This window comes from Pseudomonas sp. SMSB3 (assembly GCF_052041965.1).
Classification (GTDB): Bacteria; Pseudomonadota; Gammaproteobacteria; order Pseudomonadales; family Pseudomonadaceae; genus Aquipseudomonas.
The window spans coordinates 303,127-327,093 of sequence record NZ_JBKGGV010000001.1; the positions used below are offsets into that span (position 1 = coordinate 303,127).

29 protein-coding genes are annotated in these 23,967 nt (G+C 62.6%); 17 read left to right on the forward strand and 12 right to left on the reverse strand.

Annotated elements, in window-relative coordinates; genetic code table 11:
- Position 1 precedes the first annotated feature (1 nt).
- Complete coding sequence (gene tldD, locus ACLEJW_RS01375; protein ID WP_440776879.1) at positions 2-1,441, forward strand: metalloprotease TldD; 1,440 nt, start codon at positions 2-4, stop codon at positions 1,439-1,441.
- 76 nt (positions 1,442-1,517) lie between these two features.
- On the opposite strand, the gene yjgA is transcribed toward tldD, so the two are convergent.
- Positions 1,518-2,039 carry a ribosome biogenesis factor YjgA gene (gene yjgA / locus ACLEJW_RS01380; RefSeq protein WP_027920225.1) on the reverse strand — a complete coding sequence of 174 codons (522 nt, stop codon included), beginning with the start codon at positions 2,037-2,039 and terminating at the stop codon, positions 1,518-1,520.
- A 108-nt stretch (positions 2,040-2,147) separates the two neighbouring features.
- Here yjgA and pmbA point away from each other — a divergent pair, with 108 nt between their 5' ends.
- The 6 genes from pmbA to ACLEJW_RS01410 all read left to right on the forward strand — a co-directional run bounded on the left by pmbA (position 2,148) and on the right by ACLEJW_RS01410 (position 7,385).
- Complete coding sequence (gene pmbA, locus ACLEJW_RS01385) at positions 2,148-3,494, forward strand: metalloprotease PmbA (protein ID WP_145185202.1); 1,347 nt, start codon at positions 2,148-2,150, stop codon at positions 3,492-3,494.
- A gap of 114 nt (positions 3,495-3,608) precedes the next feature.
- Positions 3,609-4,010, forward strand: coding sequence for a FagA protein (locus ACLEJW_RS01390; RefSeq protein WP_440776880.1), 402 nt, complete (start codon positions 3,609-3,611; stop codon positions 4,008-4,010).
- Entirely contained in the window at positions 4,003-5,379 is a 1,377-nt protein-coding gene (locus ACLEJW_RS01395) for a class II fumarate hydratase (RefSeq protein WP_145185208.1), read from the forward strand. Before ACLEJW_RS01390 ends, ACLEJW_RS01395 begins: the two co-directional genes overlap by 8 nt.
- A 26-nt stretch (positions 5,380-5,405) precedes the next feature.
- Positions 5,406-5,867, forward strand: a complete 462-nt coding sequence (locus ACLEJW_RS01400; RefSeq protein ID WP_145185211.1) for a hypothetical protein — start codon at positions 5,406-5,408, stop codon at positions 5,865-5,867.
- 1 nt (position 5,868) lies between these two features.
- Positions 5,869-6,480, forward strand: coding sequence for a superoxide dismutase (locus ACLEJW_RS01405; RefSeq protein ID WP_145185212.1), 612 nt, complete (start codon positions 5,869-5,871; stop codon positions 6,478-6,480).
- Positions 6,481-6,491: 11 nt separating this feature from the next.
- A complete protein-coding gene (locus ACLEJW_RS01410; RefSeq protein WP_313295682.1) occupies positions 6,492-7,385 on the forward strand; it encodes a ZIP family metal transporter in 894 nt (297 codons plus the stop codon).
- 47 nt (positions 7,386-7,432) lie between these two features.
- Here ACLEJW_RS01410 and ACLEJW_RS01415 read toward each other — a convergent pair whose 3' ends face one another.
- From ACLEJW_RS01415 to ACLEJW_RS01460, 10 genes are all read right to left on the reverse strand, one after another.
- Positions 7,433-7,705, reverse strand: coding sequence for an HPr family phosphocarrier protein (locus ACLEJW_RS01415; protein ID WP_313295567.1), 273 nt, complete (start codon positions 7,703-7,705; stop codon positions 7,433-7,435).
- A 20-nt stretch (positions 7,706-7,725) separates the two neighbouring features.
- Positions 7,726-8,580 carry an RNase adapter RapZ gene (gene rapZ / locus ACLEJW_RS01420; protein WP_145185218.1) on the reverse strand — a complete coding sequence of 285 codons (855 nt, stop codon included), beginning with the start codon at positions 8,578-8,580 and terminating at the stop codon, positions 7,726-7,728.
- 2 nt (positions 8,581-8,582) lie between these two features.
- The gene (ptsN, locus tag ACLEJW_RS01425; protein ID WP_440776881.1) at positions 8,583-9,047 is read right to left on the reverse strand and encodes a PTS IIA-like nitrogen regulatory protein PtsN; all 465 of its coding nucleotides are present in this window, start codon (positions 9,045-9,047) and stop codon (positions 8,583-8,585) included.
- 12 nt (positions 9,048-9,059) lie between these two features.
- Positions 9,060-9,368: a ribosome hibernation-promoting factor, HPF/YfiA family gene (hpf, locus tag ACLEJW_RS01430; protein WP_003255135.1), complete on the reverse strand. Its 309-nt coding sequence runs from the start codon at positions 9,366-9,368 to the stop codon at positions 9,060-9,062.
- A gap of 78 nt (positions 9,369-9,446) precedes the next feature.
- Positions 9,447-10,940, reverse strand: a complete 1,494-nt coding sequence (locus ACLEJW_RS01435) for an RNA polymerase factor sigma-54 (RefSeq protein ID WP_145185224.1) — start codon at positions 10,938-10,940, stop codon at positions 9,447-9,449.
- A 173-nt stretch (positions 10,941-11,113) separates the two neighbouring features.
- A complete protein-coding gene (gene lptB / locus ACLEJW_RS01440; RefSeq protein WP_145185227.1) occupies positions 11,114-11,839 on the reverse strand; it encodes an LPS export ABC transporter ATP-binding protein in 726 nt (241 codons plus the stop codon).
- Positions 11,840-12,364 carry a lipopolysaccharide transport periplasmic protein LptA gene (gene lptA, locus ACLEJW_RS01445; protein WP_145185230.1) on the reverse strand — a complete coding sequence of 175 codons (525 nt, stop codon included), beginning with the start codon at positions 12,362-12,364 and terminating at the stop codon, positions 11,840-11,842.
- The gene (gene lptC, locus ACLEJW_RS01450; protein WP_145185232.1) at positions 12,351-12,923 is read right to left on the reverse strand and encodes an LPS export ABC transporter periplasmic protein LptC; all 573 of its coding nucleotides are present in this window, start codon (positions 12,921-12,923) and stop codon (positions 12,351-12,353) included. The genes lptA and lptC overlap by 14 nt, the downstream gene beginning before the upstream one ends.
- An 8-nt stretch (positions 12,924-12,931) precedes the next feature.
- Positions 12,932-13,456 carry a KdsC family phosphatase gene (locus ACLEJW_RS01455; protein WP_145185235.1) on the reverse strand — a complete coding sequence of 175 codons (525 nt, stop codon included), beginning with the start codon at positions 13,454-13,456 and terminating at the stop codon, positions 12,932-12,934.
- Between the two features lie 14 nt (positions 13,457-13,470).
- Positions 13,471-14,445: a KpsF/GutQ family sugar-phosphate isomerase gene (locus ACLEJW_RS01460; RefSeq protein ID WP_313295577.1), complete on the reverse strand. Its 975-nt coding sequence runs from the start codon at positions 14,443-14,445 to the stop codon at positions 13,471-13,473.
- Between the two features lie 247 nt (positions 14,446-14,692).
- Between ACLEJW_RS01460 and ACLEJW_RS01465 the strand changes: the two genes are divergently transcribed.
- The 10 genes from ACLEJW_RS01465 to hisC all read left to right on the forward strand — a co-directional run bounded on the left by ACLEJW_RS01465 (position 14,693) and on the right by hisC (position 22,630).
- On the forward strand, positions 14,693-15,502 hold the full coding sequence (locus tag ACLEJW_RS01465) for an ATP-binding cassette domain-containing protein (protein ID WP_145185240.1): 810 nt from the start codon (positions 14,693-14,695) through the stop codon (positions 15,500-15,502).
- Positions 15,502-16,299, forward strand: a complete 798-nt coding sequence (mlaE, locus tag ACLEJW_RS01470; protein ID WP_145185243.1) for a lipid asymmetry maintenance ABC transporter permease subunit MlaE — start codon at positions 15,502-15,504, stop codon at positions 16,297-16,299. The genes ACLEJW_RS01465 and mlaE overlap by 1 nt, the downstream gene beginning before the upstream one ends.
- Entirely contained in the window at positions 16,299-16,784 is a 486-nt protein-coding gene (gene mlaD, locus ACLEJW_RS01475) for an outer membrane lipid asymmetry maintenance protein MlaD (RefSeq protein WP_145185246.1), read from the forward strand. Before mlaE ends, mlaD begins: the two co-directional genes overlap by 1 nt.
- Before the next feature lie 9 nt (positions 16,785-16,793).
- Positions 16,794-17,441: an MlaC/ttg2D family ABC transporter substrate-binding protein gene (locus ACLEJW_RS01480; RefSeq protein WP_145185249.1), complete on the forward strand. Its 648-nt coding sequence runs from the start codon at positions 16,794-16,796 to the stop codon at positions 17,439-17,441.
- Positions 17,438-17,740, forward strand: a complete 303-nt coding sequence (locus ACLEJW_RS01485) for an STAS domain-containing protein (protein ID WP_313456077.1) — start codon at positions 17,438-17,440, stop codon at positions 17,738-17,740. The genes ACLEJW_RS01480 and ACLEJW_RS01485 overlap by 4 nt, the downstream gene beginning before the upstream one ends.
- A gap of 118 nt (positions 17,741-17,858) precedes the next feature.
- Positions 17,859-18,098 (forward strand): BolA family protein, encoded by a 240-nt coding sequence (locus ACLEJW_RS01490; protein ID WP_133326357.1) that lies wholly within the window; start codon positions 17,859-17,861, stop codon positions 18,096-18,098.
- 23 nt (positions 18,099-18,121) lie between these two features.
- Positions 18,122-19,387 (forward strand): UDP-N-acetylglucosamine 1-carboxyvinyltransferase, encoded by a 1,266-nt coding sequence (gene murA / locus ACLEJW_RS01495; protein ID WP_440776882.1) that lies wholly within the window; start codon positions 18,122-18,124, stop codon positions 19,385-19,387.
- Between the two features lie 103 nt (positions 19,388-19,490).
- On the forward strand, positions 19,491-20,126 hold the full coding sequence (gene hisG, locus ACLEJW_RS01500) for an ATP phosphoribosyltransferase (RefSeq protein WP_145185258.1): 636 nt from the start codon (positions 19,491-19,493) through the stop codon (positions 20,124-20,126).
- Between the two features lie 126 nt (positions 20,127-20,252).
- A complete protein-coding gene (gene hisD, locus ACLEJW_RS01505; protein WP_313295592.1) occupies positions 20,253-21,578 on the forward strand; it encodes a histidinol dehydrogenase in 1,326 nt (441 codons plus the stop codon).
- Between the two features lie 2 nt (positions 21,579-21,580).
- Complete coding sequence (gene hisC / locus ACLEJW_RS01510; protein ID WP_145185264.1) at positions 21,581-22,630, forward strand: histidinol-phosphate transaminase; 1,050 nt, start codon at positions 21,581-21,583, stop codon at positions 22,628-22,630.
- Between the two features lie 8 nt (positions 22,631-22,638).
- On the opposite strand, the gene ACLEJW_RS01515 is transcribed toward hisC, so the two are convergent.
- On the reverse strand, positions 22,639-23,844 hold the full coding sequence (locus ACLEJW_RS01515; RefSeq protein ID WP_313295596.1) for an alkaline phosphatase family protein: 1,206 nt from the start codon (positions 23,842-23,844) through the stop codon (positions 22,639-22,641).
- Positions 23,845-23,967 lie beyond the last annotated feature (123 nt).

Consider the following 23,967-nt stretch of genomic DNA (forward strand, 5'->3'; position numbering starts at 1 on the left):
TATGAGCCAGATGTTATCCACCGTCAGCGAGCAGCTCCTGACCCCTGGCGGCCTGACCCTCGACAGCCTGCAGAGCGTGTTGGGCGAGCTGGCAGGCCCAGGCATCGATGCCGCCGACTTGTACTTCCAAGGCCAGATTTCCGAAACCTGGGCGCTGGAAGACGGCATCGTCAAGGAAGGCAGCTTCAACCTCGATCAGGGCGTCGGCGTACGTGCCCAGTCGGGTGAAAAGACCGGTTTCGCCTACAGCAACGCCATCAATCTCGAGGCGCTGACCTCCGCTGCCCGCGCGGCCCGTTCGATTTCCCGTGCCGGGCAGAACGGCACGGTCCAGGCCTTTCGCAGCCAGGACGTGACGGCGCTGTACGCGCCGGAAAACCCCTTGGATGTGCTGAGCCGCGCCGAGAAAGTCGAGCTGCTCAAGAGGGTCGATGCTGCCACCCGTGCCCTCGACCCGCGCATTCAGCAGGTCAGCGTGAGCATGGCCGGGGTCTGGGAACGTATCCTGATTGCCGCTGCCGATGGCAGCCTGGCCGCCGATGTACGTCCACTGGTGCGCTTCAACGTGAGTGTCATCGTCGAGCACAATGGTCGTCGCGAGCGCGGCGGGCAGGGCGGTGGCGGGCGCACCGACTACCGTTTCTTCAACGAAGAGCGGGTCATGGGTTATGCCCGCGAAGCCTTGCGTCAGGCGTTGGTGAACCTTGAGGCGATTCCGGCGCCGGCGGGCACGCTGCCCGTGGTCCTCGGCTCTGGTTGGTCAGGGGTGCTGCTGCATGAAGCAGTCGGGCATGGGCTTGAGGGCGATTTCAACCGCAAAGGCAGCTCGGCGTTCAGTGGCCGGATCGGCGAGAAGGTCGCGTCCAGCCTGTGCACCATCGTCGACGATGGCACCTTGCAGGGGCGGCGGGGTTCCTTGAGCGTCGATGACGAAGGTACACCGACCGAGTGCACCACCCTGATCGAGAACGGCGTTCTCAAGGGCTACATGCAAGACAAGCTCAACGCCCGCTTGATGGGTATGGCGGTCACTGGCAACGGCCGGCGCGAGTCCTATGCCCACCTGCCGATGCCGCGCATGACCAACACCTACATGCGTGCCGGCGACAGCGATCCGCAGGAAATCATCGCCTCGGTGAAAAAGGGCATCTACTGCGCCAATCTTGGCGGCGGCCAGGTCGATATCACCAGCGGCAAGTTCGTGTTCTCGACCAGCGAGGCCTACCTGATCGAGGACGGCAAGATCACCGCACCGGTCAAGGGTGCCACACTGATCGGCAACGGTCCGGAAGCCATGAGCCGCGTGTCGATGGTCGGCAACGACCTGACGCTGGACAGTGGCGTGGGCACCTGCGGCAAGGATGGGCAGTCGGTACCGGTCGGTGTCGGCCAGCCTACCTTGAAGCTGGACGCGATCACCGTGGGCGGTACTGGCGCGTGATGGCCCTGGGGACCGCTTTGCAGTCCGTTCGCGCCGGACTGGCCGCGATTGGGCCGCAAGGCGGCCCCCTGCAGACTCAGCGCAAGCCGCGCTGCATTTCGTCGAGGTCGCGAATGTACTTGAACACCTTGCGCGCAGCGGCAGGCGGTTTGTTCCGCGCCTTTTCGTGCTGGGCATGGCGGATCAGCGAGCGCAGTTGCTGGCGATCGGTTTCCGGGTATTCGTTGACGAAGCGTTCGAGGTCTTCGTCGTTGCCGTCGATCAAACGGTCACGCCAGCGTTCGAGGTTGTGGAAGCGCTCGTTGTACTGGCGGCTGGAACTGTCGATCTGCTCGAGCACCGCATGAATGGCGTCCAGATCCTGGTCGCGCATCAGCTTGCCAACGAACGACATGTGGCGTTTGCGGGCACCGTGGGCGGTGTGCTTGCTGGCATCGGCCAAGGCTTTGCGCAGCTCATCGGTGAGCGGCAGGCGAGCCAGGGTATCGGCCTTGACCGTGGTTAGGCGCTCGCCGAGTTCGACCAGCGCATGCAGCTCGCGCTTGATCTGGGTCTTGCTTTTTTCGCCGTCGAAGGCGTCGTCGTATGAATCAACCATGGTGGCAGTCCGCTAGAAATCGCCGCCATGATAACCAGTCGGGGGCCGCTTGTCCGGCCCGGTCGTAGAATGACCCTTGCCGAACGCAGAATTTGAGTGGAGAAAACCATGAGTGCAGTCCAAAGCGTAGGCCCGAAGGATCTGCCAGCGTTGCAGGAGCAGGTCGAAGCGATCATCGCTGAAGCGCGCAAGCAGGGTGCCAGCGCCTGCGAGGTGGCGGTGTCGCTGGAGCAGGGCTTGTCCACCACGGTCCGCCAGCGCGAAGTCGAAACGGTCGAGTTCAACCGTGACCAAGGGTTTGGCATCACCCTGTATGTGGGGCAGCGCAAGGGCTCGGCCAGTACCTCGGCCAGTGGTCCCGAGGCCATCCGCGAAACCGTGGCTGCCGCATTGGCGATTGCCAGGCACACCTCTGAGGACGATTGCTCGGGCTTGGCCGACGCCGCGCTGATGGCCCGCGAGATTCCCGACCTGGATCTGTATCACGATTGGGGCATCGAGCCGGAAAAAGCCATCGAAATGGCCCTGGCCTGCGAAGCGGCGGCATTTGATGCCGACCCACGCATCCTCAACGCTGACGGCACCAGCCTCAATACCCACCAGGGTTGCCGGGTATACGGCAACAGCCATGGTTTCATCGGCGCTTATGCCTCGACCCGGCACAGCCTGAGCTGCGTGATGATCGCCGAAGGCGACGGTCAGATGCAGCGTGACTACTGGTACGACGTCAACCGTCAGGGCGAGTTGCTGGCCGATCCTCGCAGCATCGGTGTACGCGCGGCCCAGCGCGCCGCCAGCCGCCTCGGTGCGCGGCCGGTGCCGACCTGCGAGGTGCCGGTGCTGTTCTCGGCAGAACTGGCGGGCGGGTTGTTCGGCAGTTTCCTGTCGGCCATTTCCGGCGGCAACCTGTACCGCAAGTCGTCATTTCTCGACGGGGCGATGGGCCAACGCCTGTTCCCCAGCTGGCTGACCCTCGACGAACGTCCGCATATCCCGCGGGCCTTGGGCAGCGCCGCATTCGATGGCGACGGCCTGGCGACCTATGCCAAACCGTTCGTCGATAACGGCGAGCTGGTGTCGTATCTGCTGGGTACCTACTCAGGCCGCAAGCTCGGCTTGCCGAGCACGGCCAACGCTGGCGGCGTGCATAACCTGTATGTCACGCATGGGGTGGAAGACCAGGCGGCGTTGATCCGGCGCATGGGGCGCGGCCTGTTGGTCACCGAGCTGATGGGCCATGGCTTGAACATGGTCACGGGTGACTATTCGCGCGGCGCTGCAGGGTTCTGGGTAGAGAATGGCGAGATCCAGCATGCCGTACAAGAGGTGACCATCGCTGGAAACATGAAGGACATGTTCCAGCAGATAGTCGCAATCGGCAGCGATATCGAGACCCGTAGCAATATCCACACCGGCTCGGTGCTGATCGAGCGGATGACCGTCGCAGGCAGCTGAGCAGACGGTCCGATCAAGACCCGGCGCACAGCCGGGTTTTTTATTACCTCTCGAAAGCTTGAAGTGATTCCGTTTATCAATTAATAATGAATATCATTATCCAGTAACACGGCAATGATGTTCATGAGACCCGTCCTGCGCGAACTGCCCTATCTTGAAAACTGGCGCTGGCTGAGCCGGCGTATCCGCTGCGCGCTCGAGCCCGACGAGCCGCGCCTGATCGAGCACTACTTGGCCGAAGGCCGCTATCTGGTGTGCTGCACTGAAACCTCGCCATGGACCGTGGCGCTCACTTCTTTCCGGCTGCTGCTCGATACTGCCTGCGATCGCATGTTGCCCTGGCATTGGCGCTGCCTGTGCCTGGATCAGGCCTGGCGACCCTTGCTGCAGATGCGCAACCTCGATCGGCAGAAACACAACGTGCGCTGGCAGCCCTACGCCCTGCAGTTGGCCAACTGCCAGCTGCTGCCTTCGATCTCCCCTGAAGAACTGATGCAAGGACACGACGATGACTGATACCCGAATCGAGCGCGACAGCATGGGTGAGCTGCAGGTGCCGGCGACGGCCTTGTATGGCGCCCAGACCCAGCGTGCGGTCGATAACTTTCCGGTCAGCGGCCAGCGCATGCCGGTGCAGTTCATTCGCGCGCTGCTGCTGGCCAAGGCGGCGGCGGCCCAGACCAATGTCGAACTGCAGCAGCTGACGGCTGGGCAGGGCCAGGCCATTGTCCAGGCGGTCGAGCAGTTGCTGGCTGGGGATTTCATCGAGCACTTCCCGGTGGACGTGTTCCAGACCGGCTCCGGTACCAGTTCGAACATGAACGCCAACGAAGTCGTGGCCACCCTGGCCAGCCGCCTCGCCGGCGAGCCAGTCAACGCCAATGATCACGTCAACTGTGGTCAAAGCAGCAACGACATCATTCCCACCACCATCCACGTCAGCGCCGCACTTGCCCTGCACGAGCAGCTGTTGCCTGCCCTGGAGCACCTGGTGCAAGTGACCGAGGCCAAGTCCCGGCAGGTGCATCCGTTCATCAAGACCGGTCGTACCCACCTGATGGATGCCATGCCCGTGCGCATGAGCCAGGTGCTCGATGGCTGGGCGGCACAGGTCAAGCACGCCCATGCCCAGCTCAGCGCCACCTTGCCGGCCCTGCAGGCCTTGGCCCAGGGCGGTACTGCGGTCGGCACTGGCATCAACGCCCACCCACGCTTCGCGGCAGGTTTCGCCCAGCAGCTGAGCGCCCTGACCCAGGTCGAATTCCGCCCTGGCCAGAACCTGTTCGCGCTGATCGGTTCCCAGGACACCGCCGTGGCACTGTCCGGCCAGCTCAAGACTACGGCCGTGGCGCTGATGAAGATCGCCAACGACCTGCGCTGGATGAACTCAGGCCCGCTTGCCGGGCTCGGTGAAATCGAATTGCAGGCTTTGCAACCGGGCTCCTCGATCATGCCCGGCAAGGTCAACCCGGTGATTCCAGAGGCCACGGCGATGGTCGCCGCCCAGGTCATCGGCAACGACGCGACCATTGCCGTGGCTGGGCAGTCAGGCAATTTCGAGCTGAACGTGATGCTCCCGGTCATCGCCCGCAACCTGCTCGAGAGCATCGAGCTGCTGGCCAATGCCAGTCGGCTGCTGGCGGACAAGGCGATCGCCAGCTTCAAGGTCAATCAAGACAAGCTCCAGGAAGCGCTGGCGCGCAACCCGATCCTGGTCACTGCGCTGAATCCGATCATTGGCTACCTCAAGGCTGCCGAGATCGCCAAGACCGCCTATCAGCAAGGCCGGCCGATCATCGATGTCGCCTTGGAGCACACCGAGTTGTCCCGCGAGCGCCTCGAAGCGCTGCTCAATCCGGAAAAACTGACTGCCGGCGGCCTCTGAGCCGCCGTGCATTGGAGATCGACGCCATGCAGCACTGGAAACGCACCACAGAGCATGCCAATCGGCTCTTTCAACAGGGCGAGTGGGTCGATGCACGCGAGCACTATCTGCAGGCGCTGGCCCTGGCGCAGGTGCTGTTCGAGCGCTGGCATGACGTCGATGAAGCGGTGGCGGCCTTGGTCATCGCCCATCACAACCTGGCCGACCTGCACCTGCGGCTGAATCAGCCCCACGAGAGCGCAGACTACCTGTGCGCTGCTCACTCGCACTTGTTGCATGCCAGCCAGGATACGCGCCTGGCGCAAGCACTGCGCGATGCAGCGCTGCGTCACAGCAGCCGCACCTACACCGAATTGCTGAATTTCATCGCCGAGTACGGCCAGTACCCGCGTACCGAACGTCTGCTCAACCGCCCAGGTGCCGAGGCCAGCGAGCTCGCTGCGCAGCCGGACCTGGCACCTTCCACCCATGCCTACGGGATCCATTGATATGCCGCATACCTTGCCTGCCCTGAGCTACGCCTACGATGCGCTGGAACCGCACATCGACGCGCAGACCATGGAAATCCATCACACCAAGCACCATCAAACCTATGTCAACGGCCTCAATGCTGCCGTCGAAGGCACCGAATGGGCGCAATGGCCGGTCGAGAAACTTGTGGCGGCGATCGACAGCCTGCCGCAAAGCCTGCGCGCAGCGGTGACCAACCACGGCGGCGGGCATGCCAACCACAGCCTGTTCTGGACCGTGATGTCGCCCAACGGCGGCGGTCAGCCCAAGGGCCAGCTGGCCACGGCCATCGACAGCGAACTGGGCGGCTTCGAGGCCTTCAAGGAGGCGTTCACCAAAGCCGCCTTGACCCGCTTCGGCAGTGGTTGGGCATGGCTCAGCGTAACCCCGCAACGCACCCTGGTGGTCGAGAGCAGCGGCAATCAGGACAGCCCGCTGATGCATGGCAATACGCCGATTCTTGGTCTGGACGTGTGGGAACACGCCTATTACCTCAAGTACCAGAATCGCCGCCCTGAATACATCGGCGCCTTCTACAACGTCATCGACTGGGCGGATGTCGATCGCCGCTATCACGAAGCCTTGAAGTGAGCCGCAGCGGTATGCGCACCGAGGTGATGTCTGTCAGCAGTGTGCGGTTGTTCCGGCTGGCACTGGGCACCTTGCTGTTGCTCGCCGGCAGCGCCTTGTTGATAGCCCGAGGCATTGCCTGGCTGGACCTGGAACCACGCATGTTGCGTGCCCTTGAAGGCGGCGCACTGTGCGCACTTGGCACAGCGCTGGGCGCGGTGCCGGTGCTGGTGATTCGCAACATGCCAGTGGCCGTGGCCGACACCCTGTTGGGCTTTGGCGCCGGGGTGATGTTGGCAGCGACGGCGTTCTCGCTGGTCATCCCCGGCCTCGGCGCCGCCCAGGCCATCGGGTTCAGCGCCTGGGGAGCGGGCGGGCTGATCAGTTGCGGGCTGCTGTTCGGTGCGCTGTGCTTGTTCCTGGTCGACTTGAAGTTTGGCAGCGCATCACCGCCAACCCTGGTCGGCGACGATCAACAACCGGTGATCGCCGCGCGCATCTGGCTGTTCGTGATCGCGATCATCGCCCATAACATTCCGGAAGGCATGGCCATTGGGGTATCGGCCGGTGGCGCCATGCCAGATGCGGACAGCCTGGCCATGGGCATTGCCCTGCAAGATGTCCCGGAAGGGTTGGTCATCGCGCTGGTGCTGGCAGGGGCGGGGATGGGACGCTTCAAGGCGTTTTTGATCGGCGCGGCCTCCGGGTTGGTCGAACCGTTGGCTGCAGTCATCTGTGCCTGGCTGGTGAACGTGGCGCAGTTGCTGTTGCCCCTGGGCCTTGCCTGCGCAGCCGGCGCGATGCTGTTGGTGGTGACCCAGGAAATCATCCCGGAATCACGCAGCAACGGTCATGAGCGGTTGGCCAGCCTCGGGCTGTGCATCGGTTTCTGCCTGATGATGGTGATGGACACTGCCATGTCCTGACCACTGTTCGCGGGCTTGCCCGCGAATGACCTGGCTTCGCAGCGTGGTCACTCGCCTTCGTCGAAGAAATTCTCGATCAAGGCCACCAGCGCTTGCATCGCCTCTGCCTCTTGCTCGCCCTCGGTCAGCAGATGCACGCAGGTGCCTTTGCCAGCGGCGAGCATCATCACGGCCATGATGCTCTTGCCATCGACCAGCTTGTCAGGTGCGCGGCCAACGCGCACCTGACACGGGAACTTGCCGGCTACACCGACGAATTTGGCTGCCGCCCGGGCATGCAGGCCCAGCTTGTTGATGATGGTGATTTCGCGGGCGGGCATCGTGCGGTAGATCCTGTTGGCTAGAGGTCGCGGTGGCGGACCTGGACGTTTTTCAATGACTGCTGCAACAGCTGGCCCAGCCGCTCGGTAAGGTAGACCGAGCGATGGTGGCCGCCGGTACAGCCGATGGCGATGGTGACATAGGCACGATTGCTGGCGGCGAAGCGCGGCAGCCATTTGAGCAGATAGCTGGAAATGTCGTTGAACATCTCTTCGACGTCAGGTTGCGCGGCCAGGTAGTCGATGACCGGCTGCTCCAATCCGGAGTGCTCGCGCAACTCAGGCTTCCAGTAGGGATTGGGCAGGCAGCGCACGTCGAACACGAGGTCGGCATCGACCGGCATGCCACGTTTGAAACCGAACGATTCGACGAGAAACGCCGTGCCCGGCTCAGGCTGATTGAGCAGGCGCAGCTTGATCGAGTCGCGCAGTTGATAAAGGTTGAGGCTGGTGGTGTCGATCTTGAGATCGGCCAGGTCAGAAATGGGCCCCAGCAATTCGCTTTCGACGCGAATCGCCTCCGCCAGCGAGCGGTCGGCGTTGGTCAGCGGGTGGCGCCGACGGGTTTCTGAAAAGCGTTTGAGCAGCGTGTCTTCATCAGCATCGAGAAACAGCACATCGCACTTGATATGCCGCCCACGGGCCTCGGACAGTAAATCCGGGAAACGCGACAAATGGCTGGGCAAATTGCGCGCATCGATCGACACCGCCACTTTTGGCTGCAGCAGCTCGGTGTTGATCAGCGCATTTTCCGCCAGCTGCGGCAGCAGCCCGGCGGGCAAGTTGTCGATACAGTAGAAACCGTGATCTTCCAGTACATCGAGGGCGGTACTCTTGCCGGAGCCGGACCGGCCGCTAACGATGATCAGGCGCATGTTCAGTGCTCGTTCTGTGCGTCCAGGACAACCTGGTACAGGGCCTCGCTGCTGTCGGCGGCACGCAGGCGATCACGAACCTCCTTGCGATCGAGCATGCTGGCGATCTGGCGCAGCAGTTCAAGATGGGCATCGGTGGCGGCTTCCGGGACCAAGAGGACGAAGAGCAAATCCACCGGGGCGCCATCGATGGCGTCATAGTCGATCGGCGCATCCAGGTGCATCAGAGCGCTGACAGGGGAGGAACAGCCTTCGAGTCGGCAGTGGGGAATGGCAATGCCATTGCCAAAGCCGGTAGAGCCCAGTTTCTCGCGCGCGATGAGCTTTTCGAAGACATCTTGCATGACAAGCTCGGGCACTTGCTCGGCAATGACGGTGGCGACCTTTTCCAGGGCGCGCTTCTTGCTGCCGCCCGGCACGTTCACCAGGGAACGGCCGGGGGTCAGGATGGTTTCAAGTCGGATCATGGATGAGAGGGATCAGCGGGCAGCTGCACCTTGCAGCAGGCTTTGCTGTTTTTCCTTGTGTTTTTTCAGTTGGCGGTCGAGCTTGTCGGCCAAGGCATCGATGGCTGCATACATGTCTTCGTGTTCCGCGTTGGCAACCACTTCGCCGCCGGGAATCTGCAGGGTCGCCTCGACCTTCTGCTGCAATTTCTCGACTTTCATGATGACCTGCACGTTGGTGATCTTGTCGAAGTGACTCTCCACCCTGGCAAGCTTCTCGAGCACGTAATCGCGCAGCGGCTGGGTGACTTCTACATGCTGTCCACTGATATTGACTTGCATACAGCTTCTCCTTTATTGCCCGTGCATAAAGGGGCAGGTGTTGCACCTACCCCACAAACGCTGTGGCACACCCAGGGGCTACATCAGTCGCTTGCGCTCGCTCGACGGTGCGATGCCGAGGGACTCGCGGTACTTGGCGACGGTGCGACGGGCGACCTGGATGCCTTGTGCCTCCAGTAAACCAGCGATCTTGCTGTCACTCAATGGCTTTTTCTGATTTTCCGCTGCAACCAGTTTCTTGATGATCGCGCGGATCGCCGTGGACGAGCATTCGCCGCCCTCGGCGGTACTGACGTGGCTGGAGAAAAAGTATTTCAGTTCGTAGATGCCGCGTGGCGTGTGCATGTACTTCTGGGTGGTGACCCGCGAGATGGTCGACTCATGCATGCCCACCGCTTCGGCGATGTCGTGCAGCACCAGGGGCTTCATCGCTTCGTCACCGTGATCGAGGAAGCCGCGCTGGTGTTCGACGATCTGGGTGGCCACCTTCATCAGGGTCTCGTTGCGGCTTTGCAGGCTCTTGATGAACCAGCGCGCCTCCTGCAGCTGGTTGCGCATGAAGGTGTTGTCGGCGCTGGTGTCGGCCCGGCGCACGAAGCCCGCATACTGCGCGTTGACGCGCAGGCGCGGAATCGCTTCCTGGTTCAGCTCGACCAGCCAGCGGTCGCTGTCCTTGCGCACGATGACGTCCGGCACCACGTACTCAGGCTCGCTCGATTCGATCTGCGAGCCGGGGCGGGGATTGAGGCTCTGTACCAGCTCGATGACCTGGCGCAGCTCATCTTCCTTGAGCTTCATGCGGCGCATCAGCTGGCTGTAGTCGCGGCTGCCGAGCAGGTCGATGAAATCGCTGACCAGGCGCTGGGCCTCAGCCAACCATGGCGTGTTGTGCGGCAGCTGGCGCAGTTGCAGCAGCAGGCACTCGCCCAGGTTGCGCGCGCCGACGCCGGCGGGCTCGAACTGCTGGATACGGTGCAGCACGGCTTCGACTTCGTCGAGCTCGATGTCGAGTTCAGGGTCGAAGCCTGCGCAAATTTCCTCGAGGGTATCTTCCAGGTAGCCCTGGCCGTTGATGCTATCGATCAGGGTAACTGCGATCAGCCGATCGGTATCGGACATCGGTGCCAGGTTGAGCTGCCACAGCAGGTGGCTTTGCAGGCTTTCGCCGGCCGAGGTGCGGGTGGTGAAATCCCACTCATCGTCATCGTTGCTGGGCAGGCTGCTGGCGCTGGTCTGGTAGATGTCTTCCCAGGCGGTGTCGACGGGTAGCTCGTTGGGGATTCGCTCGTTCCACTCACCGTCTTCGAGGCTTTCAGCGCTGGTGCTGCTTTCCTGGAAGCTGCTCTCTTGAGTCTCGGCGACCGGCTTGTTCTCGGCGTTGTCGGCCATCGGGTCGCTATTGTCGAAGTCGTCGCCGTCTTCCTGGCGCTCGAGCATCGGATTGGACTCCAGCGCTTCCTGGATCTCCTGCTGGAGGTCCAGTGTGGACAGCTGGAGGAGGCGAATGGCCTGTTGCAACTGCGGGGTCATCGTCAGTTGCTGGCCCATTTTTAGGACGAGCGATGGTTTCATGGCTGGGGCTTAATACCTTGTTCGCCGGCGCGCATGCGCCATCCACTACACGAGGGCGCCGGAGCGCCAAATTCAAGCAAGTTTTATGCCTCAAATTGTAGCGTTTGCCTAGAGCACCGTAACAACTTAAGCCCAGCAGGGCGAGCTTGCCAGTGCTCCCGGCAGGTCTGGATTCAGAGTCGGAACTCGTGGCCCAGGTAGACTTCCTTGACCAGGTCGTTGGCCAGGATGGTCTCGGCGTCGCCCTCGGCGATCAGACGACCGTCGTTGACGATATAGGCCGTTTCGCAGATATCCAACGTCTCGCGGACGTTGTGGTCGGTGATCAATACACCGATTCCCTTGGCCTTGAGGTGGTGGATGATCTGCTTGATGTCGCCAACCGAAATCGGGTCGACACCGGCAAAGGGTTCGTCGAGCAGGATGAACTTCGGCGCGGTGGCCAGGGCGCGGGCAATCTCGACGCGGCGGCGCTCACCACCGGACAGGCTCATGCCAAGGTTGTCGCGGATATGGCTGATGTGGAATTCCTGCAGCAGGCTTTCCAGCTCTTTGCGCCGGCCTTCACGGTCGAGTTCCTTGCGCGTTTCGAGGATCGCCATGATGTTGTCGGCCACCGACAGCTTGCGGAAGATCGACGCTTCCTGTGGCAGGTAACCGATCCCGGCACGTGCACGGCCATGCATGGGCTGGTGGCTGACGTCGAGATTGTCGATCAGGACGCGTCCCTGATCGGCCTGGACCAGGCCCACGATCATGTAGAAGCAGGTGGTCTTGCCGGCGCCGTTGGGGCCGAGCAGGCCAACGATCTGCCCGCTGTCGATCGACAGGCTGACATCACGCACAACCTGGCGCCCCTTGTAGCTCTTGGCCAGGTGCTGGGCTTTGAGGGTTGCCATTTACTCGGCCTTCTTCTTCGGCTGGATCACCATGTCGATACGCTGACGTGGCTGCGTCACGTTACCACCGCGACCTGCGGTCGCCACCTGGGTCTTGGTGTTGTAGACGATCTTCTCGCCTTCGGTGGTGTTGCCTTCGTTCTCGACCTTGGCGCGGTCGGTGAGGATAACCGTGTCTTTTTGCGCCTGGTACTGGATGGTCACGGCCCAGCCTTTCATCTTCTCTGGCTTGGCGGTGCTCTGCTGCTGTTCGAAGTAGGCCAGGTTGCCCACCGATGTCACCACGTCGATGTCGCCGTTGGCGGCACGGGTCATGGTCACGGTATTGCCTTTGATCATCATCGAGCCCTGGGTGATGATCACATCGCCGGTGTAGGTCGCCACGCCTTGCTTGTCGTCCAGGTGCGCGTTGTCGGCCTGGATACGAATAGGCTGGTCACGGTCGGTCGGCAGGGCGAAGGCGCTCGCGCTTCCCAGTGCTGCGCTCAGGCTGAGCAAAAGGGGGAGGGTTTTAACGAGCCTCATACTGTCCTCTTACGTTAGAGAGCAAGTCCATCTTGCCTTCTTTCAAATACGCTTTCATTCCCTTGCCCGTGGTTGTACCACCGGCGCCGTCGATTCTAACGGCTTGCTCGGTCTGCGCATATTGCTTCTGTGGGAATACGGTCATGCGCGAGCTGGTGATGACCATTTCGCGCTGCTTTTCATCGGTACGCTGGACCCGCACGTTGTCGATCAACTCGACCTCGGAGCCGTCGGGGTTGACCTCGGCGCGCAGGCTTTGCACGTGCCACGGGAATTCGGTACCGCGATACATGTGCAGGTCAGGGGTCGTCACCAGTGTGACCTCGGTGGCCTTGAGGTGTTCGACCTTGTCTGCAGTCATTTCATATTGCAGCTTGCCGTCGGGCAGGTACTGCACGCTGTGGGCGTTGATCGCATAGTAGTCGATCGCGCTTTCATCGACCTGTGCCACCGGCTGGTCGAGGAAGCTCTCTGGGCTGACATTCCAGTAGCCGATGGCCGCCAGCAGTGCGGCGATCACCGCGAGCAACGCAATGTTGCGGGCTTTTTTGCTGAACATGGGCAACCTTACAGGTAGTTGGCGTTGGCAGCGTCCAGGGTGCCCTGGGCCTGCATGATCAGTTCGCAGAACTCGCGTGCCGCGCCCTCGCCGCCGCGCGCCTGGGTCACGCCGTGGGCGTGCTGGCGGACGAACGATGCGGCATTGGCCACGGCGATGCCCAGGCCCACCCGACGAATCACCGGCAGGTCGGGCAGGTCGTCGCCAAGGTAGGCGACCTGCTCATAGCTTAGGCCCAGTTCGGCGAGCAGGCCGTCGAGCACCACCAGTTTGTCTTCACGTCCCTGGTACAGATGGGGAATGCCGAGGTTCCTGGCCCGGCGTTCCACCACCGGCGTCTTGCGCCCGCTGATGATCGCCGTGGTCACGCCCGAGGCCATGAGCATCTTGATGCCGTGGCCGTCGAGGGTATTGAAGGTCTTGAATTCGCTGCCGTCCTCAAGAAAATACAAGCGCCCGTCGGTGAGCACGCCATCGACGTCGAAAACGGCAAGCTTGATCGCCTTGCCCCGTTGCAGCAGGTCGTGGTTCATCGGGTCAGTCTCCTTTACATCACGCCGGCGCGCAGCAAATCGTGCATGTTCAGGGCGCCGATCGGACGGTCGCCTTTGTCTGTGACCACCAGGGCGCTGATCTTGTGGTCTTCCATGATCTTCAGGGCTTCGGCCGCGAGCATCTCGGCGCGGGCGGTCTTGCCGTGCACGGTCATCACCTGATCGATCAGGGTGGTGTGCACATCGATGTTGCGGTCCAGGCTGCGGCGCAGGTCGCCGTCGGTGAAGATGCCCGCCAGTGTGCCATCGGCCTCGACGATCACGGTCATGCCAAGACCTTTGCGGGACATTTCAAGCAGGGCGTCCTTGAGCAGTGTGCCGCGCTGCACCTGCGGCAGTTCGGCGCCGGCGTGCATGACGTTCTCGACCTTCAGCAGCAGACGTCGACCCAGCGCGCCACCGGGGTGCGAAAAAGCGAAATCCTCGGCCGTGAAACCACGCGCTTCGAGCAGGGCGATGGCCAGCGCGTCACCCAGCACCAGCGCGGCAGTGGTCGACGAGGTCGGCGCCAGGTTGAGCGGGCAGGCTTCGTGACTGACGCTGGCATCAAGGTTGACTTCGGCGGCCTGGGCCAGCGCCGAGTCAGGCTTGCCGGTCAGGCTGATCAGCTGGATGCCGAGGCGCTTGATCAGCGGCAGCAGGGTGACGATCTCGGCGGTGCTGCCTGAGTTGGACAGGGCCAGGATGACGTCGTCGCGGGTGATCATGCCCATGTCGCCGTGGCTGGCCTCGGCCGGGTGCACGAAGAATGCCGGTGTGCCAGTGCTGGCCAGGGTCGCGGCGATCTTGTTGCCGATATGCCCGGACTTGCCCATGCCGACCACCACGACCCGACCCTTGCTTGCCAGGATCAGCTCGCAGGCCTTGACGAAATTGGCGTCAATACGGGCCACCAGGCCTTCTACGGCCTCGAGTTCCAGGCGCAAGGTGCGTTGGGCGGAGTGGATCAGCTCGCTGGATTGGCTCATGTCGAAAAGCAGTGCCTGAGTAAAAGGCGGCGATTATAGCCGTAATCGGAAAAAGCCTCACCCATTGGATTATCCGAACATTTGCCGGCAAAGCCTGTCGTACGCCTGAACGAGGTGCTCCGTGGCCTTGGGGCCGCACCGCCTGCGGTGCTATAGTTCGCGGCTATTCGGCCTGCCACAGGTGCTTGTGCCTTCATGATGAAGGCGGGCGTCCATTAGTGCGAGGCTGCACTAGCAAGGAGTCTAGATGAGTGTGGATAGCGCCTACGCGGTCGAGTTGAAGGGGGTAACCTTCAAGCGCGGTTCGCGCAGCATTTTCAGCAATGTCGACATCCGCATCCCGCGTGGCAAGGTCACCGGGATCATGGGGCCGTCAGGTTGCGGCAAGACCACGCTGCTGCGCCTGATGGGCGCGCAGCTGCGTCCTGCCAGCGGCGAGGTGTGGGTGGCCGGGCAGAACCTGCCGAGCCTGTCGCGCAGCGATCTGTTCGACGCCCGCAAGCAGATGGGCGTGCTGTTTCAAAGCGGGGCCTTGTTCACCGATCTCGACGTGTTCGAGAACGTCGCCTTTCCGCTGCGTGTGCACACCCAGCTCCCGGACGAGATGATCCGCGACATCGTCCTGATGAAACTGCAGGCGGTGGGGCTGCGCGGCGCCATCGACCTGATGCCCGATGAGCTGTCCGGTGGCATGAAGCGCCGCGTGGCACTGGCCCGGGCCATCGCGCTGGATCCGCAGATTCTCATGTACGACGAGCCGTTCGTCGGCCAGGACCCGATCGCCATGGGTGTCCTGGTCCGCCTGATTCGCTTGCTCAACGATGCGCTGGGCATCACCAGCATCGTGGTGTCCCATGACCTGGCCGAAACCGCCAGCATCGCCGACTACATCTACGTGGTCGGCGATGGCCAGGTGCTCGGCCAGGGCACGCCCGATGAACTGATGGGGTCGGACAATCCGCGCATTCGCCAGTTCATGAAGGGCGATCCGGACGGCCCGGTGCCATTCCACTTTCCTGCGCCTGACTACCGCGCCGATTTGCTGGGAGCGCGTTGATGCGCAGAAAATCCTTACTCGAACGCGTGCGCCAGCTTGGCCGTTCGGCCATCGACGTGCTGGCGGTGCTTGGCCGCTCGTGTCTGTTCCTGTTCCATGCGTTGATCGGTCGCGGCGGCATCGGCGGCGGCTTTCAGCTGCTGACCAAGCAGCTGTATTCGGTGGGTGTGCTGTCGTTGGCCATCGTCGTTGTCTCGGGGGTGTTCATCGGCATGGTGCTGGCCCTGCAGGGCTACAGCATCCTGACCAAGTACGGCTCCGAGCAGGCGGTCGGGCAGATGGTCGCCCTGACCCTGCTGCGTGAACTTGGCCCGGTGGTGACGGCGCTGTTGTTCGCCGGGCGTGCCGGGTCGGCGCTGACCGCCGAAATCGGCAACATGAAATCCACCGAGCAGCTGTCCAGCCTCGAGATGATCGGCGTCGACCCGCTCAAGTACATCGTCGCCCCGCGTCTGTGGGCCGGTTTCATATCGCTGCCGTTGCTGGCGCTGATCTTCAGCGTGGTGGGCATATGGGGTGGTTCGTGGGTGGCGGTCGACTGGCTGGGGGTCTACGAGGGCTCGTTCTGGGCCAACATGCAGAACAGCGTTTCCTTTACCGACGACGTGCTCAATGGCCTGCTGAAAAGCCTGGTGTTCGCCTTCGTCACCACCTGGATCGCCGTATTCCAAGGCTACGACTGTGAACCCACCTCGGAAGGGATCAGCCGTGCCACCACCAAGACCGTGGTCTATGCCTCGTTGGCAGTGCTGGGTCTGGACTTCATTCTGACCGCCTTGATGTTTGGAGATTTCTGATGCAAAACCGCACCCTGGAAATCGGTGTCGGCCTGTTTCTTCTGGCCGGGATCCTGGCGCTGTTGCTGCTGGCCCTGCGCGTCAGCGGGCTGTCGGCCAGCCCGACCACCGATACCTATAAAGTTTATGCGTACTTCGACAATATCGCCGGTTTGACGGTCAGAGCCAAGGTGACCATGGCCGGTGTGACCATCGGCAAGGTCACCGCCATCGATCTGGACCGCGACTCCTACACCGGGCGGGTGACCTTGCAGCTGGACAAGTCGGTCGACAACCTGCCGACCGACTCCACGGCTTCGATCCTGACCGCCGGCTTGCTTGGCGAGAAGTACATTGGTATCAGCGTCGGCGGCGAAGACGACGTGCTCAAGGATGGCGCCACCATCCACGACACGCAGTCGGCGCTGGTGCTGGAAGATCTGATTGGCAAGTTCCTGCTCAACTCCGTTGGCAAGGAACCTAAAGAAGCGCAACCGGCTAATTAAGGAGTTTCCATGATTTCGATCCTGCGACGTGGCCTGCTGGTGCTGTTGGCCGCCTTCCCCCTGATGGCCCTGGCCGCGCAGTCGCCGCATGATGTGGTGCAGAGCACCACCAACGCGCTGCTCAGTGACCTCAAGGCCAACAAGGAGCAGTACCGCGCCAATCCCAACGCCTTCTATGAAGCGCTCAACCGTATCCTGGGCCCGGTGGTCGACGCTGACGGCATCTCCAGAAGCATCATGACCGTCAAGTATTCGCGCAAGGCTACGCCAGAGCAGATGCAGCGCTTCCAGGAAAACTTCAAGCGCAGCCTGATGCAGTTCTATGGCAATGCATTGCTGGAGTACAACAACCAGGGCATCACCGTCGACCCGGCCAAGGCCGATGACGGCAAGCGCGCCAGCGTTGGCATGAAGGTCACCGGCAACAACGGTGCCGTTTACCCAGTGCAGTACACCCTGGAAAACATCGCTGGCGAATGGAAAGTGCGCAACGTCATCGTCAACGGCATCAACATCGGCAAGCTGTTCCGCGACCAGTTCGCCGATGCCATGCAGCGCAATGGCAACGACCTGGACAAGACCATCGACGGCTGGGCCGGCGAAGTGGCCAAGGCCAAGCAGACCGCCGACAGCTCGCCGGAGAAGGCGGTCAAATGAGCGAGGCTGCTGTAACCATGGCCGAGCCAGGTGTCATGCGTCTGGCCGGCGAGCTGGATTACCGCAGCGGCCCGAGCTTGCGCAAGCAAGGCAAGGGCCTGATTGCCGCTTGCGCTGAAGCGCAGCTGGTGTTCGATTGCTCGGCCGTGTCGCGCTCGACCAGTGTCGGCCTGTCGCTGCTGCTGGCGTTCATTCGTGACGCCCAGGCAGCGGGCAAGGCCTACAGCGTGCGTGGCATGCCCGATGATATGCGGGAAATTGCCGAGGTCTATGACCTCGATGAGGTGCTGGTGGGCTGATGGCTCGGCAGTCGAAGCAGGCCCCTCGGTCGCGTGCCCATTCGTTGGGCTTCGCAGGCGAGGGGCTTTTTTGTATGATGGCCGACCCGTGCGCATCGGGCGCCGATTGAGGTTGAGCATGCAGGCCGTAGAAGTTAAGAGCTTCCTAGAAGAGAAATTGCCGGGATCCCGGGTCGAAGTTGAAGGCGAAGGCTGCAACTTCCAGTTGAACGTGATCAGCGACGAGTTGGCTGGCCTGAGCCCGGTCAAGCGTCAGCAGGCGATCTATGCGCACCTGAATCCGTGGATCGCCGATGGCAGCATCCATGCGGTAACCATGAAATTTTTCAGCAGCGCAGCCTGGGCTGAGCGCACCTGAGCCAACTTGGCGGCGAGACACCAATGGACAAACTGATTATTACTGGCGGCGCTCGCCTTGACGGCGAGATCCGCATTTCCGGCGCGAAGAACGCGGCCCTGCCGATCCTGGCGGCGACCTTGCTGGCCGATGGCCCGGTCACCGTCGGCAACCTGCCGCACCTGCACGACATCACCACCATGATCGAGTTGTTCGGGCGCATGGGCATCGAGCCTGTGATCGACGAAAAGCTGGCCGTGGAAATCGACCCGCGCACGATCAAGACCTTGGTCGCGCCTTACGAGTTGGTCAAGACCATGCGCGCCTCGATCCTGGTGCTCGGCCCGATGGTCGCCCGTTTCGGCAAGGCCGAAGTGGCGCTGCCCGGTGGCTGTGCGATCGGTTCGCGTCCGGTCGATCTGCACATCCGTGGCCTCGAGGCCATGGGTGCGACGATCGAAGTCGAGGGTGGCTACATCAAGGCCCATGCGCCTGAAGGCGGCCTGCGCGGCGCGCAGTTCTTCTTCGATACCGTCAGCGTCACCGGCACCGAGAACATCATGATGGCCGCCGCCCTGGCCAAAGGTCGCAGCGTGCTGCAAAACGCCGCCCGCGAGCCTGAAGTGGTCGACCTGGCCAACTTCATCAATGCCATGGGTGGCAACGTGCAGGGTGCCGGTACCGACACCATCACCATCGACGGCGTCGAGCGCCTGGGTTCTGCTCACTACCGGGTCATGCCCGACCGTATCGAGACCGGGACCTACCTGGTCGCCGCTGCCGTCACCGGTGGCCGCGTCAAGGTCAAGGACACTGACCCGACGATCCTCGAAGCGGTGCTGGAAAAACTCAAGGAAGCCGGGGCCGACCTGACCACCGGCGAAGACTGGATCGAGCTGGACATGCACGGCAAGCGGCCCAAGGCCGTCAACCTGCGTACCGCGCCGTACCCGGCATTCCCCACCGACATGCAGGCGCAGTTCATCTCGCTCAACGCAGTTGCCGAAGGCACTGGCGCGGTGATCGAGACGATCTTCGAAAACCGCTTCATGCATGTCTATGAAATGCACCGCATGGGCGCGCAGATCCAGGTCGAGGGCAACACCGCGATCGTCACCGGCGTACCGGCGCTCAAAGGCGCTCCGGTGATGGCCACCGACCTGCGTGCATCCGCTAGCCTGGTGCTGTCGGCGCTGGTTGCCGAGGGCGACACCCTGATCGATCGCATTTACCACATCGACCGTGGTTATGAGTGCATCGAGGAAAAACTGCAGATGTTGGGTGCCAAGATCCGCCGCGTACCGGGCTGATCGCCTGTTGCGCGAGCGCCGATGCTGCGCTCGCGCATAACGAATCGAATGCGGCCAGGTCGCCGACCTGGCCGGCAGTAGCTGCTTAAGGACCGACGTTGCAATGTTGACCATCGCGCTTTCTAAGGGCCGTATTCTCGACGATACCCTGCCATTGCTGGCCGAGGCCGGTATCGTTCCGACCGAGAATCCGGACAAGAGCCGCAAGCTGATCATCCCCACCACCCAGGACGACGTGCGCCTGTTGATCGTGCGGGCTACCGACGTGCCGACCTACGTCGAGCATGGCGCGGCCGACCTCGGTGTGGCCGGCAAGGACGTGCTGATGGAGTACGGCGGACAGGGCCTGTACGAGCCACTTGATCTGCAGATCGCCTGCTGCAAGCTGATGACCGCCGGTGTGGTCGGCGCGCCCGAGCCCAAGGGGCGCCTGCGCGTGGCCACCAAGTTCGTCAACGTGGCCAAGCGTTACTACGCCGAGCAAGGCCGTCAGGTCGACATCATCAAGTTGTACGGCTCGATGGAGCTGGCGCCGCTGATCAACCTTGCCGACAAGATCATCGACGTGGTCGACACCGGCAACACCCTGCGCGCCAACGGCCTGGAACCCCAGGACCTGATCGCCACGATCAGCTCGCGTCTGGTGGTCAACAAGGCGTCCATGAAGATGCAGCACGCGCGCATCCAGAGCCTGATCGACACCCTGCGCCAAGCGGTCGAATCGCGACACCGCGGCTGATTCCTGCGCGCGACCTTCGCTGTCGCGCCCGTCTATCCGCGTCATAGCCACTTTTCTCGGGTGCCCGCGCGGATGGACTGGTAGCCTAGGGCGCCTGAGCTTTCGCCAATCATCGAGGCCCTCGCCATGACCGTGTCCACTGCTATTGCCCGTCTCAACGCTGCTGATCCGGATTTCGCCCGACATCTGGATCATCTGCTGAGCTGGGAAAGTGTGTCTGATGACGCGGTCAACCAGCGTGTGCTCGACATCATCAAGGCCGTGCGCGAGCGTGGTGACGCGGCGCTGGTGGAGTTCACCCAGCGCTTCGACGGCGTCGATGCCAAGTCGATCGACGACCTGATCCTCGACCGCGAGCGCCTGGAGCTGGCCCTGACGCGTATCACGCCGGTGCAGCGCGAGGCGCTGGAAAAGGCGGCCGACCGCGTGCGTAGCTACCACGAGCGGCAGAAGCAGGATTCCTGGCAGTACACTGAAGCCGATGGCACCGTGCTGGGTCAGAAGGTTACCCCGCTGGACCGCGCGGGCCTGTACGTACCCGGCGGCAAGGCTTCCTACCCCTCGTCGGTGCTGATGAATGCCATCCCGGCCAAGGTCGCCGGTGTCGCTGAAGTGGTCATGGTGGTACCGACTCCGCGCGGCGAGATCAACGAGCTGGTGCTGGCGGCGGCCTGCATCGCCGGGGTCGACCGGGTGTTTACGGTCGGCGGCGCCCAAGCGGTGGCAGCCCTGGCCTATGGCACGCAAAGTGTGCCCCAGGTGGACAAGATTGTCGGCCCCGGCAACATCTATGTGGCCACTGCCAAGCGTCACGTGTTCGGCCAGGTCGGCATCGACATGATCGCCGGGCCTTCGGAAATTCTCGTGGTGTGCGACGGCCAGACCGATCCCGACTGGATCGCCATGGACCTGTTCTCCCAGGCCGAGCACGACGAAGACGCCCAGGCGATCCTGGTCAGCCCCGATGCGGCATTCCTCGACCGCGTGGCGGCCAGCATCGACAAGCTGATGCCAACGCTGGAGCGTGCGGCGATCATCGAAAAGTCGATCAACGGCCGTGGCGCGTTGATCCAGGTGCGTGACATGCAGCAGGCCATCGAAGTGGCCAACCGTATCGCCCCTGAACACCTTGAACTGTCGGTCGCCGATCCACAGGTCTGGCTGCCGCAGATTCGCCACGCCGGCGCGATCTTCATGGGTCGCCACACCAGCGAAGCGCTGGGCGATTATTGCGCAGGCCCCAACCACGTGCTGCCGACGTCCGGCACTGCGCGGTTCTCGTCGCCGCTGGGGGTGTACGACTTCCAGAAGCGTTCGTCGATCATCTTCTGCTCCGAACAGGGCGCATCGGCGCTGGGCCACACCGCCTCGGTGCTGGCGCGCGGCGAGTCGTTGACCGCCCACGCGCGCAGCGCCGAATACCGTATCCTCAAGCAGACCGAGGGGAACTGAGCATGAGTCGATTCTGGAGTCCTTTCGTCAAGACGCTGGTGCCCTACGTGCCGGGTGAGCAGCCCAAGCTCGCGCGCCTGGTCAAGCTCAACACCAACGAAAACCCGTATGGCCCATCGCCCAAGGCCCTGGAGGCCATGCGCGGCGAACTGAGCGACAACCTGCGCCTGTACCCCGACCCCAACAGCGACCGCCTCAAGCAGGCCGTGGCTGAGTACTATGGCGTGACCCAGGCCCAGGTGTTCGTGGGGAACGGCTCGGACGAGGTGCTGGCGCACATCTTCCACGGCTTGTTCCAGCACGATCGCGGGCCGCTGTTGTTCCCCGACATCAGCTACAGCTTCTATCCGGTGTACTGCGGCCTATACGGTATCGCCTTCGAGCAGGTGGCGCTGGATGAGCAGTTCCAGATCCGTGTCGCCGACTACGCCAAACCCAACGCCGGCATCATCTTTCCCAACCCCAATGCGCCGACTGGTTGCCTGCTGCCGCTGCAGGCGGTCGAGCAGCTGCTGCAAGCCAACCGCGACTCGGTGGTGGTGGTGGACGAGGCCTACATCGATTTTGGCGGGGCAACGGCCATCAGCCTGGTGGATCGCTACGACAACCTGCTGGTGACCCAGACCCTTTCCAAATCGCGCTCGTTGGCCGGTTTGCGGGTTGGCCTGGCAGTGGGTCATCCTGACCTGATCGAGGCGCTGGAGCGGATCAAGAACAGCTTCAACTCCTATCCGCTCGATCGCATGGCGATCGTCGGTGCTGCCGCGGCCTTCGAGGACCGGGAGTACTTTGAACAGACCTGTCGCAAAGTCATCGATAGCCGCCAGGCGTTGGTCGAGCAACTGCTCGCCAAAGGCTTCGAGGTGCTGCCCTCGGCGGCCAACTTCGTCTTCGCTCGCCATCCTCGACAGGATGCGGCGCAGCTGGCGGCACGCTTGCGTGAGCATGGGGTGATCGTGCGCCATTTCAAGCAGGCACGCATCGCCCAATTCTTGCGCATCACCATTGGCACGCCGGAGATGAACCAGGCGTTGATCGATGCGCTCGACTGAGTCGTCGCTCAGTAGCTCACATCTTCGATGACCAGCGGCTCGCTGGTGGCCGTGCGTACCGCAACCGGCACGCCTTCGAGCGCCAGCACATAGTCTGCCGCCTGGCTCATCCCTTGCGGGTCGGTCCATTCCTGCCGATCGGCCCGCACACTTGCTACCACCTGGCCATCCTTGTAGATCTCCACCGTGCCGTGCGACTGGCTGCTCCACAGCAGCTTGGCCTCGCCTTCGACAGCCCGCGCCTTGCGCACGCCGGTATCACCCAATAACGGAACCCCATCGAGTTGCCATTGCGGTAACAGGCTCAGGCCCATATGCCGCAGTACGGTCGGGGCGACCGAGGTTTGCGCGGCGTAGCTGTACAAGTTGCCAGGCCCGGGGTTTTCATGCGGGATCTGCGGCTGGCTCAGCTCGCTGTTCAAGGGCTTGTTGCTGGCGATGAATACGGTTTTTTCCTGCTCGGTCACGCCGCCGCTGCCTTTACCCCAGTAATCACGCCCGTGGTCGGTGCTGACCAGCACCAGCCAGTCTTCGCGGGGCTGGCTGCGCGCGCGTTGCTCGACTTTGTCCAGCAGGCGCCCGAGCTGCTCGTCGGTCCTGCGCAATGCAGCCTGGTAAGCCGGGCCGAAGCCGCTTTTCTGGCCAATCTGGTCGGCTTCTGCGAACTGCACGAAGGTGAAGTCCGCCGATGAATAGTCCAATACCTGCAGGGCGCGCGCTTCCACCTGATCGTCGCTCAGGCCGCTTTCGCGCATGTCATTGCCGTGGGCGTCTTCGAGCAGAAAGGCGGTGTGCAACTCAGGCCAGTGCACGATGCTGGCGAGGTAAGCGTTCGGCATGGCCTCGCGCAGGCGGCGGAACAGGCTTGGATACTGCGGGTCGAGGCGCTGTACCGCGGCATCGGAGGTCACCGTGTGCTTGTTGGCCCATACGCCTGTGAGCAGGGTGATCCAGCCGGGCCCGCTGATGGTCGGTTGGTCGCTGGCGCGGGCGGTGATACCGCCTGTATAGGCCTTGCCGTAGAAAAGGCGCTGTTGCAAGGTGGTGTTGGGGCCAAGTTGTTCATAGTGCTGCAGTTGCACGCCACTGATGCCAATCAGCAAGGTCTTGGGCTGGCGTGGGGGTGCTTGAGTGTCGCAGCCTGCGATGAGTGACAGGAGTAATCCGGCGGCAACGGCCGGTTTGCTCCACCGCAGGACATCGAACAATGACATGGCAGTGCGCCTCGCAGGAGTTCAGCGCAGCGTTGCAATTACCCAGTCGCTTCACAACTGTCAGAAATGTCAGTTGAATTGCCGCGCCATGTTCGATCCATTAAGCTAGCCTATTCATCGGAT

Bases quoted from the DNA above. Each gene is read 5' to 3' on its own strand.
- tldD (WP_440776879.1), top strand. From the start codon at position 2: ATGAGCCAGATGTTATCCACCGTCAGCGAGCAGCTCCTGACCCCTGGC.
- yjgA (WP_027920225.1), bottom strand. From the start codon at position 2,039: ATGGTTGATTCATACGACGACGCCTTCGACGGCGAAAAAAGCAAGACC.
- pmbA (WP_145185202.1), top strand. From the start codon at position 2,148: ATGAGTGCAGTCCAAAGCGTAGGCCCGAAGGATCTGCCAGCGTTGCAG.
- ACLEJW_RS01390 (WP_440776880.1), top strand. From the start codon at position 3,609: ATGATGTTCATGAGACCCGTCCTGCGCGAACTGCCCTATCTTGAAAAC.
- ACLEJW_RS01395 (WP_145185208.1), top strand. From the start codon at position 4,003: ATGACTGATACCCGAATCGAGCGCGACAGCATGGGTGAGCTGCAGGTG.
- ACLEJW_RS01400 (WP_145185211.1), top strand. From the start codon at position 5,406: ATGCAGCACTGGAAACGCACCACAGAGCATGCCAATCGGCTCTTTCAA.
- ACLEJW_RS01405 (WP_145185212.1), top strand. From the start codon at position 5,869: ATGCCGCATACCTTGCCTGCCCTGAGCTACGCCTACGATGCGCTGGAA.
- ACLEJW_RS01410 (WP_313295682.1), top strand. From the start codon at position 6,492: ATGCGCACCGAGGTGATGTCTGTCAGCAGTGTGCGGTTGTTCCGGCTG.
- ACLEJW_RS01415 (WP_313295567.1), bottom strand. From the start codon at position 7,705: ATGCCCGCCCGCGAAATCACCATCATCAACAAGCTGGGCCTGCATGCC.
- rapZ (WP_145185218.1), bottom strand. From the start codon at position 8,580: ATGCGCCTGATCATCGTTAGCGGCCGGTCCGGCTCCGGCAAGAGTACC.
- ptsN (WP_440776881.1), bottom strand. From the start codon at position 9,047: ATGATCCGACTTGAAACCATCCTGACCCCCGGCCGTTCCCTGGTGAAC.
- hpf (WP_003255135.1), bottom strand. From the start codon at position 9,368: ATGCAAGTCAATATCAGTGGACAGCATGTAGAAGTCACCCAGCCGCTG.
- ACLEJW_RS01435 (WP_145185224.1), bottom strand. From the start codon at position 10,940: ATGAAACCATCGCTCGTCCTAAAAATGGGCCAGCAACTGACGATGACC.
- lptB (WP_145185227.1), bottom strand. From the start codon at position 11,839: ATGGCAACCCTCAAAGCCCAGCACCTGGCCAAGAGCTACAAGGGGCGC.
- lptA (WP_145185230.1), bottom strand. From the start codon at position 12,364: ATGAGGCTCGTTAAAACCCTCCCCCTTTTGCTCAGCCTGAGCGCAGCA.
- lptC (WP_145185232.1), bottom strand. From the start codon at position 12,923: ATGTTCAGCAAAAAAGCCCGCAACATTGCGTTGCTCGCGGTGATCGCC.
- ACLEJW_RS01455 (WP_145185235.1), bottom strand. From the start codon at position 13,456: ATGAACCACGACCTGCTGCAACGGGGCAAGGCGATCAAGCTTGCCGTT.
- ACLEJW_RS01460 (WP_313295577.1), bottom strand. From the start codon at position 14,445: ATGAGCCAATCCAGCGAGCTGATCCACTCCGCCCAACGCACCTTGCGC.
- ACLEJW_RS01465 (WP_145185240.1), top strand. From the start codon at position 14,693: ATGAGTGTGGATAGCGCCTACGCGGTCGAGTTGAAGGGGGTAACCTTC.
- mlaE (WP_145185243.1), top strand. From the start codon at position 15,502: ATGCGCAGAAAATCCTTACTCGAACGCGTGCGCCAGCTTGGCCGTTCG.
- mlaD (WP_145185246.1), top strand. From the start codon at position 16,299: ATGCAAAACCGCACCCTGGAAATCGGTGTCGGCCTGTTTCTTCTGGCC.
- ACLEJW_RS01480 (WP_145185249.1), top strand. From the start codon at position 16,794: ATGATTTCGATCCTGCGACGTGGCCTGCTGGTGCTGTTGGCCGCCTTC.
- ACLEJW_RS01485 (WP_313456077.1), top strand. From the start codon at position 17,438: ATGAGCGAGGCTGCTGTAACCATGGCCGAGCCAGGTGTCATGCGTCTG.
- ACLEJW_RS01490 (WP_133326357.1), top strand. From the start codon at position 17,859: ATGCAGGCCGTAGAAGTTAAGAGCTTCCTAGAAGAGAAATTGCCGGGA.
- murA (WP_440776882.1), top strand. From the start codon at position 18,122: ATGGACAAACTGATTATTACTGGCGGCGCTCGCCTTGACGGCGAGATC.
- hisG (WP_145185258.1), top strand. From the start codon at position 19,491: ATGTTGACCATCGCGCTTTCTAAGGGCCGTATTCTCGACGATACCCTG.
- hisD (WP_313295592.1), top strand. From the start codon at position 20,253: ATGACCGTGTCCACTGCTATTGCCCGTCTCAACGCTGCTGATCCGGAT.
- hisC (WP_145185264.1), top strand. From the start codon at position 21,581: ATGAGTCGATTCTGGAGTCCTTTCGTCAAGACGCTGGTGCCCTACGTG.
- ACLEJW_RS01515 (WP_313295596.1), bottom strand. From the start codon at position 23,844: ATGTCATTGTTCGATGTCCTGCGGTGGAGCAAACCGGCCGTTGCCGCC.